This window comes from Chryseobacterium sp. RU37D (assembly GCF_900156075.1).
In the GTDB taxonomy this organism is placed as follows: Bacteria; Bacteroidota; Bacteroidia; order Flavobacteriales; family Weeksellaceae; genus Chryseobacterium.
This window is the reverse complement of record NZ_FTMM01000016.1, coordinates 64,254-74,876: the sequence shown is the minus strand read 5'-3', so window position 1 is coordinate 74,876 and position 10,623 is coordinate 64,254. Positions and strand designations below refer to the sequence as shown.

Annotated in this window: 9 protein-coding genes; 5 read left to right on the top strand and 4 right to left on the bottom strand. The window is 34.0% G+C overall.

Going from position 1 to position 10,623, the window contains the following annotated elements; translation table 11 throughout:
- Window positions 1-99 precede the first annotated feature (99 nt).
- Both BW926_RS09360 and BW926_RS09355 read right to left on the bottom strand, forming a co-directional pair.
- On the bottom strand, window positions 100-1,113 hold the full coding sequence (locus BW926_RS09360; RefSeq protein WP_076446498.1) for a WD40/YVTN/BNR-like repeat-containing protein: 1,014 nt from the start codon (window positions 1,111-1,113) through the stop codon (window positions 100-102).
- 47 nt (window positions 1,114-1,160) lie between these two features.
- The gene (locus tag BW926_RS09355) at window positions 1,161-2,690 is read right to left on the bottom strand and encodes an APC family permease (RefSeq protein WP_076446496.1); all 1,530 of its coding nucleotides are present in this window, start codon (window positions 2,688-2,690) and stop codon (window positions 1,161-1,163) included.
- A gap of 164 nt (window positions 2,691-2,854) precedes the next feature.
- On the opposite strand from BW926_RS09355, the gene pnuC reads away from it, so the two are divergent.
- From pnuC to BW926_RS09330, 5 genes are all read left to right on the top strand, one after another.
- On the top strand, window positions 2,855-3,535 hold the full coding sequence (gene pnuC / locus BW926_RS09350; RefSeq protein ID WP_076446494.1) for a nicotinamide riboside transporter PnuC: 681 nt from the start codon (window positions 2,855-2,857) through the stop codon (window positions 3,533-3,535).
- The gene (locus BW926_RS09345; protein ID WP_076446492.1) at window positions 3,532-4,182 is read left to right on the top strand and encodes a hypothetical protein; all 651 of its coding nucleotides are present in this window, start codon (window positions 3,532-3,534) and stop codon (window positions 4,180-4,182) included. The genes pnuC and BW926_RS09345 overlap by 4 nt, the downstream gene beginning before the upstream one ends.
- 296 nt (window positions 4,183-4,478) lie before the next feature.
- On the top strand, window positions 4,479-5,246 hold the full coding sequence (gene dapF, locus BW926_RS09340) for a diaminopimelate epimerase (RefSeq protein ID WP_076446490.1): 768 nt from the start codon (window positions 4,479-4,481) through the stop codon (window positions 5,244-5,246).
- A gap of 25 nt (window positions 5,247-5,271) precedes the next feature.
- Window positions 5,272-6,297, top strand: a complete 1,026-nt coding sequence (mltG, locus tag BW926_RS09335; RefSeq protein ID WP_076446501.1) for an endolytic transglycosylase MltG — start codon at window positions 5,272-5,274, stop codon at window positions 6,295-6,297.
- Between the two features lie 166 nt (window positions 6,298-6,463).
- Entirely contained in the window at window positions 6,464-9,046 is a 2,583-nt protein-coding gene (locus tag BW926_RS09330) for a TonB-dependent receptor domain-containing protein (protein WP_076446488.1), read from the top strand.
- 54 nt (window positions 9,047-9,100) lie between these two features.
- Here BW926_RS09330 and BW926_RS09325 read toward each other — a convergent pair whose 3' ends face one another.
- Window positions 9,101-9,553: an adenylyltransferase/cytidyltransferase family protein gene (locus BW926_RS09325; protein ID WP_076446486.1), complete on the bottom strand. Its 453-nt coding sequence runs from the start codon at window positions 9,551-9,553 to the stop codon at window positions 9,101-9,103.
- Window positions 9,554-9,581: 28 nt separating this feature from the next.
- On the bottom strand, window positions 9,582-10,604 hold the full coding sequence (gene galE / locus BW926_RS09320; RefSeq protein ID WP_076446485.1) for a UDP-glucose 4-epimerase GalE: 1,023 nt from the start codon (window positions 10,602-10,604) through the stop codon (window positions 9,582-9,584).
- Window positions 10,605-10,623 lie beyond the last annotated feature (19 nt).

Here is a 10,623-nt window from a genome sequence, read left to right as displayed (position 1 = left end):
TACTGATGAGTTCCAGATTATTAGTTTTTTAAATTGCAATCCAAAATTGCTAATTTTCTTGGAACTTTTTTGTCTAAATAAGTTTAAACAACTTCTATATTAAAACTTCAATTTCATAACGGAAATTTTATCTTTTCCTGCAAAAACAACGGTATTTCTATTTACCCATTCGCAGACAAAAAAGCCTTTTTCATTCGAAATTTTTTTCCAGGTTTTACCAAAATCCGAAGAATAACTGATATGCTGGTCTCCAACGGAAATAATTTCTTTTCCTTTAGAATTTGGTTTAATTTTTACACATGTTGTATATCCCGCATTTTGTCCTGAGGCCTGAATCTGCCAAGTTCCTCCGCCGTCGTTTGTGGTAGCGATATTATTGATATTTGCATCTTGCTTTGTGTAATCCCCACCAACGGCAATCCCGAATTTATCATCTGAAAAATCAATAGAATATATTCCTTGCGAATATGCTCCCTGAACAAAAGGCATAGTGAAAATTTCGAATTTTTGATCTTTTAAATTCATTCTTAAAATTCTGGAAGCTTTTCCGCCTGTTGCCATCCATACGTATTTTTTTGATGAAGCAATATTCGTATTACTTGCAGCAAATGCAGCTTCCCCTTCATTCAATTGAATATTATTTTTCAATATACTCCATTTTTCATCTTTAAAAATGGCTAATTTCAGTTTATTGTCTTTATCAGTATCACTAAAAGTATAAGCTAATTTATCATTCACAAAATGTAAAGCATCATAAAAAGCTGTTTTTGCGGTATCTTTAAATACAACTTTATATTTCAAGCTTTTTTTATCTATTTTAAAAAAATCTGCCGGACTTTCAATATTTATAGCATAAAAGGCATTTTTATCCTGTTCCAAAGTTCTAAACTGTAGTTTTTTCTCCGATAATTTGATTTGCTTTTGATTTTTAGAATTTTTCAAATCAACAAATCCGAATTTAGAATCTGTTCCACTGTACCAAACTTTATTGTTATAAATTTCTAACGCTCGTATGCTTATTTTATCATTTAAAATGGTCTCAAAACTTTCGATCTGCTGCGAAAATGAAAATATCCCTAAGAATGAAAATAAAAATGGTAAAATCTTTTTCATAAGAATAAAAAATCCACAGAATTCTGTGGATTTAAGTTTTATATTTTTTATAAATCTATTTCTGGTTTTTCTAAAGGTTCCTGTTCTGCTTTGAAAGTTTCACCATAACCCCCGTTCTGAATTTTCGAGTGTTTTTTACTGTACAGGAAATAGATTACAAATCCGATTGCCAGCCAAGCCAAAGAATACATTTGCGCTTCTTTACTTAAATTGATAATCAAATACACGTTAATTGCAATACCTGCGCAAGCAATCACCGGTAAAGCAGGAACTTTAAAATTTCTCTGTAAATTCGGTTCTTTTACTCTCAATACCCAAACCGCTACACAAACCATCGTAAACGCAAATAGTGTTCCGAAACTTGTCATGTGAGCTAAATCATTAATAGGGGTAAGAGAAGCTATAATTGAAATTACAATTCCTAAAATGATAAGGTTTTTTGTAGGAACTCCCGTTTCAGGATTTACTTTTGCAAAAGTTTTAGGAATCAAACCGTCTTTAGACATTCCTAGGAAAATTCTTGATTGTCCCATGATCATTACCATTAATACAGAAATCAAGCCTACTGTAGCAGCAATCGTAATGATATAACCAGCCCAAGCCTGACCTGCAATATCAAATGCATAGGCTACCGGCGCCTTAATTGCATCAGGATATTTTCCTAGCGGATTGAAGTCTGTATAATGCATCATTCCTGTAAGAACAAGAGATACTAAAATATATAAAAGTGTACAGATGATCAACGATGCGATGATCGCAAAAGGGACATCCTTTTTAGGGTTAATTGCTTCTCCCGCCTGTGTGGATACCGCATCGAATCCTACATATGCAAAGAAGATCGCAGATGCTCCTGCTACAACTCCACCCAAACCGTATGCCGAGTGCGAAACACCATTCTCAGTAATTGTTGTAGCTTCCGGAATAAAAGGAGTCCAGTTTGCAGGATTGATGAAGAAAGCCCCGGCAATGATTACAAAAATAATTGCAGAAACTTTAAGCATTACGATAAAGTTGTTTGCTTTTGCAGCTCCTTTTGTACCTCTTAATAGAATGGAAATTACAAATAAAACAATAAAAAATGCCGGTAAATTCATTGAAAAACCAGAGTTTCCTGCTGCAATATATGTTTGCGGGTCTGTTGTAAGATATTCCGGCAGATGCAGCCCAAACATTTTGAGGAGTTTACTGAAATACCCGGACCAGGAAACGGCGACCGTCATTGATCCCATTGCATACTCCAAAATCAATCCCCATCCGATAATCCAAGCGAAAATTTCACCTACAGTTCCATAAGCATAAGCATAAGCGGATCCTTCAACCGGTAGAATGGAAGCAAATTCTGCATAGCATAAAGCAGCAAATACACAGGCAATACCGGCAATTACAAAAGAAAGTGCCAATGCTGGCCCTGCATTATAGTAAGCTCCCGTTCCTGTAAGTACAAAGATTCCTCCGCCAATAATAGCTCCGATCCCAATAGCAGTAAGGCTCCATTTTCCTAAAACGCGTTTCAGCTGACTCTTCTTAATGTCTGCTTCATAGGCGCTCATCGGTTTTTTAACCCAAATTTTTGACATATTTTATTATTTATTAAAGATTTACGAAAATATAAAAAATTTAGAAACATTAACGTTTATTGACAAAAATTAGGCATTAATTTTAAATATAAAAATTTAGTTTTCTGATTTTCATAATATTTAAACCTTTTTTTTGTGTATAATTTTTTGTTATTTTTGGTCACATGAATTTATACGATCTTTTCGTAAAGCCCTATGAAAGCTATACAATATCCCAAATCTTCTTAGAATCATTTGCGTCAGTCTTCGGGATTCTAAGTGTTTATTTTTCTATTAAAAAAAACATTTGGGTTTATCCTACCGGAATCATCTCTACCCTTATTTATGTGTATATTTTATTCAATTTTGGGTTGTTGGGAGACTGCATGATCAATGTATATTATACCGTAATGAGCATTTACGGCTGGATTTTGTGGGCAAAAAATTCTAATGACAACATACACGTTGAAGTTAGATGGGCTTCAAAAATAGAATGGGAATATGGAATTTTACTTTTTGCCTTAAGCTTAATCTTGGTAACTGGGGTCTATTACTATAAACCTTATATTGACAATCAGTTTTCAATGGAAGGTACAAACCTAGGCCTCTACCACCTTGACTGGGGAAACTGGATGGATGTAGCAACCACATCAATATTTTTGATTGGGATGTGGTTTATGGCGAAAAGGCGCATTGAGAACTGGGTTTTCTGGATTATAGGAGATTTTATTTGTATACCTATGATGATTTATAAAGGACTTGGAATCACTTCGGTGCAATATTTGGTATTTACTATAATGGCTATCCTCGGATACCTTAATTGGAAAAAAAGTTTTAAAGAAAAAAAAAATACAATAAAATTATGAGAAATTTTTTTCAGATAGCATTTAGTATCATTACTATGGCTAGTTTAACATCCTGCGCACTCTATACTGACACAGGATATGCAGGAGGAGGATATGGAGATCCTTATTATAATAACGGGTATTATTATGCTCCACAAGGATATTACGGAAGCGGTGGATATTGGGGAAATGACGGATATTATTATAGAAATGATATTAATTATTATTATGATAACGGCATACCATATTACTATCACAACTATAATAATTCAAGAAGAAAAGTATATATCGAAAGATCACTTCCTACAGTCTCTGCAAGGCCAAATAATGGCTTCAGAGATACTCCGAATAATGGAAATTATAATAATGGAGGTTTTAGAAACAATGGTCAGAATAGCAACCAAAGACCAAATAACGGTTTCAGAAGCAGCACTCAAAGTCCTCAGAATAACAGCGGAGGATTCAGAAATAATTCGAACTCTGGCTCAAACTCTAATTCCGAAGGGTTCAGGAATAACTCAAGCAATTCAAACAGCGGCGGATTCAGGAATGAATCTTCAAACAACAACTGGAACTCAAATAGCGGAGGGTTTAGAAACAGTTCAGGATCAAATAATTCCTCCTCTCAAGACAACAACTCAAACAGAGGTGGGCGAGGATTTAGGTAAAACGTTTATAAATAAGAGAACGAACAGCTAACACTGTTCGTTTTTTGTTTTAATTGTAGTAATTTTGCATGTTTAAATTTAAGTAAAATCGGATTTTTTAACCACAAAAGATTAACACATTAGTATTTAAGTTCATTATTAAACCTCAGATAAGAACACTTTAGTTAAAAAAAATCTTTGATTTTTATTCTTTTGAAAATTTTTGTTTGTTAATAATAAAAAAAACTCAAATATCTTTTGTCGCTTTTGTGGTTAAAAAAATTAAATATGAAACAAAATATTAGATCAAAAAATTTATGGAATTTTATAAATATCAAGGCACCGGAAATGATTTTGTAATGATCGACAACCGTGATCTTCAGTTTCCTAAAGATAAAAACATTATTGAAAAATTATGCGACAGACGCTTCGGAATCGGTGCGGATGGGCTTATTTTATTAGAAAATGATCCTGATTATGATTTTAAAATGGTATATTACAATTCCGACGGCAGAGAAAGTAGCATGTGCGGAAACGGCGGCAGATGTTTGGTCGCTTTTGCCTTTTTCCTTGATATTTTTGAAGATAAATGTAAATTCATCGCTATTGATGGAGAACATGAAGCGGAAATCCATAACGGAATTGTAAAATTAAAAATGATCGATGTGGATACAATTTCCACCGATGGGCAGGACTCTGTATTGAATACCGGCTCGCCACATTACGTAAAATACGTTGAAGATCTTGTAAACTACAATGTTTTTGCAGAAGGAAATAGTATCAGAAATTCTGAAAATTATAAAGAGAAAGGCATCAATGTCAATTTTGTGGAAAAAATTATGAATGACGAAATTTTTGTAAGAACATATGAACGAGGCGTTGAGGACGAAACTTTCAGCTGCGGAACCGGAGTTACTGCTTCGGCTTTAACTTTTCTTCAAAATAACAATCTAATTTCTGTAAAAGTTAAGACTTTAGGAGGGAATCTTAAAGTATATGCTGAAAAAAGCGGAAATTCCTTCCATAATGTTTGGTTGGAAGGCTCTGCAAAACAGGTTTTTAGAGGTAAAATTGACCTTAGTTAAAAACAAAACTTTCAATCGAAATTACATGAAAAAAGCTATTCTGATTATCATCCTTCTTGTTTTTGTAGTAGGTGGATTTTTTGGTTTGAGATTTTATAATAAATATTACGGGAACAATATCGAAAAAGATGGATATGTATTGATTCCTCACAGGGCAAGCTTCAAACAAATTCTTGATTCTGCGGCAAAATATGTTGACAGTAAAGAATCTTTCGAATCCGTAGCCAAAGAAAAGAGGTTGGATGAATATTTTAAAGCGGGCCGTTATTACTTCCAAAAAGGTATGGGAAATTCTAGCCTTGTAAATATGATCAAGGCCGGAAACCAAACAGAAAACAGCTTTAGAATAGGTGATTTTGGCGACATTTACCAAATGGTGGGCAAAGTAGTCAAAAAAACAGAGCTCGATTCTTTAAAGTTTGCGAATGATCTGAACGCTATTGCCATTAAAAAAGGCTACAGCAATGCAGAAGATCTTAAAAAATACTTCTTCATTGATACTTATAATTTTTTCTGGACAGTAACTCCGAAAGAATTCTTCAAAAAATTTGATGACCAATACAATGAATTCTGGAACAGCGAGAAAAAAGCGAAAGAACAGCAGTCTGGACTTACGAGAGATCAGATCTATGCCTTAGCTTCCATTGTTTATAAGGAATCGGGAGGAAAAAAGGATGAAATGAGAACTATTGCGGGTTTGTACTTGAATCGCTACAGAAAAGGAATGAAACTGCAGTCTGATCCTACCGTGATATATGCAATCAATAAGCAGACAAACTTCAAAGAATCCATTAAAAGGGTTTTGTATAAGCATTTAAAAACGCCTTCACCATATAATACATATGCTAATGCGGGAATTCCTCCAGGGCCGATCTGTATTGTAGACAAAAATTCTGTAGAGGCTGTTTTAAACGCTGAAAAAAACGATTACATCTTTATGTGTGCGGATCCGGCGAGATTTGGATACCACAAATTCACTGCAAGCGCAGAACAGCATGCCATCAATGCAAAAGCTTATCAGGACTGGCTGAATTCTAAAAATATAAAATAAGAAATAAATTTAACTTTATTTTAACAATTTACTAAATAACATTTAGCTTTTTAAATCGACACATACATTTACAAATAATAAACTACCTTAATATTTTGAAGTTAACTTAATTACCAATTTCATAATATTAAGAAAAATCTTTTACGATTTACATAAAAACCACCTTATGAATCAGACGGAAATCATTAATATTTTTACAAAAAAAACCTTAGGGGTTACATTTGTACTTTCTGCAGCAGCTTTGGCTTTTGCACAAGAGAAGGTAGGTATTTCCGGGTCGGTTGTCAATAAGAACAATCAGCCTATCCCCTATGCTTCGGTTACATTCAGTAATAAAGCAAATAAATTATACAGCGATGCCGCACTTACAGATGAAAAAGGGCAATATAAAGTAGATCTTGTTCCCGGAGATTACGACATTTCTTTTGAGGCAATCGATTACAAAAAAAGTGTTCTTAGTAAACAGATTACGGCAGCCGGAAATATCGGCGCTTTTTCTATTGCATCTGAATCAACTGCCACCAATGCAAAAACTACTGAAATTCAAGGGGTAACAATTACAGCACAGTCTACAAAACCCTATAAAGTAGAGTTGGATAAGAGGACGTATGATCCTTCTCAGGATATCATCAGTAAAGGTGGAAATTTACAAGATGTACTTCAAAACGTTCCTTCTGTGGAAGTAGATACAGACGGAACCGTTTCTATGAGAGGTAGCTCCAATGTAAAATTTTTGATTAACGGAAAACCTTCCGCCCTACTTGGTATTTCCGAAGGAAGCAACGCTTTGCAAAGTATTCCGGCTGATCAGATCGAAAGAATTGAAGTGATTACCAATCCTTCTTCAAAGTTTGAAGCCAGCGGAACCTCAGGGATATTAAACATTATATTAAAAAAGAGCAAAAAAGTTGGTTTTAATGGTAGTGTTGTAGGAACTCTTGGCTATCAACCCAGAACAATGCTTAACGCTAATCTTAGCTGGAGAAAAAATAAGTTCACATGGTTTCTAAATGGCGGCGGTGGTTATAATGAATCTACAAATACAAGTAGAAATAGCAATATGAATTATGACAGAAATCAACCATTTCAGCTATTAAAATCCGATCAAGAGAATAAAACAAAAAATTATTTCAAAAATTATAATGCTACTGGTGGACTTGTATTTGATCTTGATGATAATAACTCATTTAACGCCTCCGGAACAGTAAGGACTTTTAATGGAGAAGCTGATGGTACTATAAATTATTTCTATCAATATAATGCTCCTTTTACAAATCCACACACCTTGAGAACAAGCGACGGAAATAATAATAACCTTGCTTTTCAGGGAGATTTCGGTTGGGATCATAAGTTTGATAACAAAGGGCAGAATTTATCTGTTTCATTAAGCCTTCAAAGAAACAGAAGCAGAAATTATACAGACATTTTCCAAGAGGATAATTTTACCATTATAAGAGATACTAATAATCAAATCACGGATATTACCCATGATATGCAGTATGAATTGAGTAATAACTCTCAATATTCGCTTAGCAAAACCTTAATCGGTAAAATTGATTATGAACTTCCTATTGGTGAAAATTCTAAATTGGAAGCAGGATACAGAATTGATAGAAATACTAATTTCTATGATAATACTGCCAATCAGGCAGATAATTTAAATGCTCCTTTTTATACATTAAATAAATTTACAAATATTACTAACTATGATGAATTATTTAATGCATTTTATTTACAATTCCGCAGTAAAATCGGAAAATTTGGTTATCAATTAGGTCTTAGAGATGAGATATCTAATGTAAAAGTAGATTACAGAAATCTTGAAGGAACTACGATCAATAACAATAAAAATTACAATAACTTATTTCCAAGTGTGTATTTAAGTTATGATTTAGGAAAAGACAACCAATTCTTATTAAATTATTCAAGAAGAATAGACCGACCTCGTTCTTGGTTCTTAATTCCTTATTTCTCGATTACGGATAATCAAAATTTATTTTTAGGAAATGTAGATCTGAATCCTTCATATGTAGATTCATTTGAGTTTGGATATAGTGTTTCTAAAAAGAAGTATACATTAAACCCAACTCTTTTCTATAAAAAGACTACAGGTGATGATAAAGTTGTTTCTTATCAATTAGACCAAAGAACAAACATATTTTATACAACTCCTGTCAATTTAGGAACGAACGAACAATATGGTTTGGATTTTAATGGAACAGCAGATGTTTTTCCTTGGTTAAAATTAATGGGTAACTTTAGTATATTCGGGTATAAAACCACCGGAGATTATACTTACAACACCATTGATGTACATGGAAATAATATTACTGTAACCCAGCCATATGATGGTAAAGGAGTTTCTACAAGAGCCAGATTAAATGCTACATTCAAAGTAGATAAAACTTTCAGTTTTCAATTACAAGGTTTCTATAGAGGGCCTCAAAATACATCCAGTTCAGACAGAAAAGCGATGTATGCTTTAAATTTAGGAGCTTCTAAAACAATTTGGAATGGCGACGGAACAATAGCTTTCAATATGCAGGATTTATTCAATACACGTTCTATGAGAAGCACAAGCTATTTCCCAACAGGTTTCAGAGAATCTTACAATCAATGGCAGCCAAGACAGTTCTCTATTTCACTAACCTATCGATTCAAACAAGGTGAAAAAATCGAGCAGCCTAAGAAGAAAAAAGACATCAACGCTAATGATACCGGCGGAGATGAACAAGGAGGTCCAATGTAGTATATAGCATAATAAAAAAATGGAGACTATCTCAAAGTGAGACAGTCTCCATTTTTATTTTACGGTTTCTGCTCTTGAGATTTTTTCTAATTCGGCTTCATAGATCCTTTTTCTTAAATCACTGGAGGAAAACCTATGGTCTCTTTTATTATAAAAGATCTCAATTCCTTTTTCTTCACAGTATTTCTTTCCTGTGAAATCTCTTTCTAGATAATCATCTCCAATGATTCTTACATCAATCACAAAAGATTTCAAAACATCCAAAAGGTCTTCTTCGGTATAATACGGGATAATTTCATCAACCGCATTTACTGCCTTCAGCTGGATATATCTTTCCACGATGGTCTGAGTAGGCTTATTTTTATTCGGACGATCATGAGATGGATCAATCTGCAGCCCGACAATAAGGTAATCACAAACTGTTTTTGCTTCCTCAAGCATCTTGATATGACCGGCATGCAGTAAGTCAAATGACGAAAATGTGATGCCAATTCTTTGTGTTTTCATATAAATAAATCTTTTTTTAAATTAACTCTTAAACTTTTCTTGATTCCAAATATTTCTGCCATTGCCAGACAGTTCTCAAAGCTTCTTCCAGGGAAGTTTCAGACTTCCAATTCAGTTCTTTTTCGGCTTTGTACGGGTTGGCATAAGCTATAGTAATATCCCCTTCCCTTCTTTCGCAGATTTGATATGGAACTGTTACATTATTTGCCAGCTCAAAAGCTTTGATAACTTCCAAAACCGAAGAGCCTTTCCCCGTACCAAGGTTATAAATATCAATCAAAGTCTCATCAGACGGATCGTTCATTAACCTTTGCAAAGCAGCAACATGGGCCTTTGCAAGATCTACGACATAGATATAGTCACGAACAGCTGTTCCATCTTCTGTATCATAATCATTACCCCAAATGCTCAGCTTTTCGCGGATTCCTGCCGCAGTTTGCATAACGTAAGGTACTAAATTATTCGGAACTCCTATAGGCAATTCACCAATTTTTCCCGACGGATGCGCACCAATTGGATTAAAATATCTTAATAATGAAATCTTCCGGTGATATGCCTTTGCAAAATCTATAAGGATTTCCTCACCCATTTGTTTTGTTTTTCCGTATACGCTTTCGGGCATCCTAAGTGGGGTATTTTCATCAATCGGCATTGTATCAGCCTGCCCATAAACCGTACAGGATGAACTGAAAATAAAGCTTGAAAGTCTTCTTTCTTTAAATTCTTGCAAAATATTGATTAGTGAAAACAAGTTATTTTCATAATAATCAATAGGTTTCAATTGACTTTCACCAACAGCTTTAGAAGCTGCAAAATTAATACATCCGTCAATCTTATGTGCATCAAAAACCTGAGTCAGAAGTTCTTTTCTTTTTAAATCAAAAGGATAAAAAACCGGCTTCTTTTTCGTAATTTCTTCAATATTTTTTAAAATAAACTTTTCGGAGTTGGATAAGTCGTCTATGATAACAACCTCAAAACCATTATTTAAAAGCTCCACCACCGTGTGCGAACCGATATATCCCAGACCTCCCGTTACGAGTATTGCCATACATTTAGTATTTACACTT

What these genes read in the sequence shown, in the direction of transcription:
- dapF (WP_076446490.1), top strand. Translation starts at nt 4,479, where the DNA reads ATGGAATTTTATAAATATCAAGGCACCGGAAATGATTTTGTAATGATC.
- BW926_RS09360 (WP_076446498.1), bottom strand. Translation starts at nt 1,113, where the DNA reads ATGAAAAAGATTTTACCATTTTTATTTTCATTCTTAGGGATATTTTCA.
- BW926_RS09355 (WP_076446496.1), bottom strand. Translation starts at nt 2,690, where the DNA reads ATGTCAAAAATTTGGGTTAAAAAACCGATGAGCGCCTATGAAGCAGAC.
- BW926_RS09330 (WP_076446488.1), top strand. Translation starts at nt 6,464, where the DNA reads ATGAATCAGACGGAAATCATTAATATTTTTACAAAAAAAACCTTAGGG.
- BW926_RS09345 (WP_076446492.1), top strand. Translation starts at nt 3,532, where the DNA reads ATGAGAAATTTTTTTCAGATAGCATTTAGTATCATTACTATGGCTAGT.
- BW926_RS09325 (WP_076446486.1), bottom strand. Translation starts at nt 9,553, where the DNA reads ATGAAAACACAAAGAATTGGCATCACATTTTCGTCATTTGACTTACTG.
- mltG (WP_076446501.1), top strand. Translation starts at nt 5,272, where the DNA reads ATGAAAAAAGCTATTCTGATTATCATCCTTCTTGTTTTTGTAGTAGGT.
- galE (WP_076446485.1), bottom strand. Translation starts at nt 10,604, where the DNA reads ATGGCAATACTCGTAACGGGAGGTCTGGGATATATCGGTTCGCACACG.
- pnuC (WP_076446494.1), top strand. Translation starts at nt 2,855, where the DNA reads ATGAATTTATACGATCTTTTCGTAAAGCCCTATGAAAGCTATACAATA.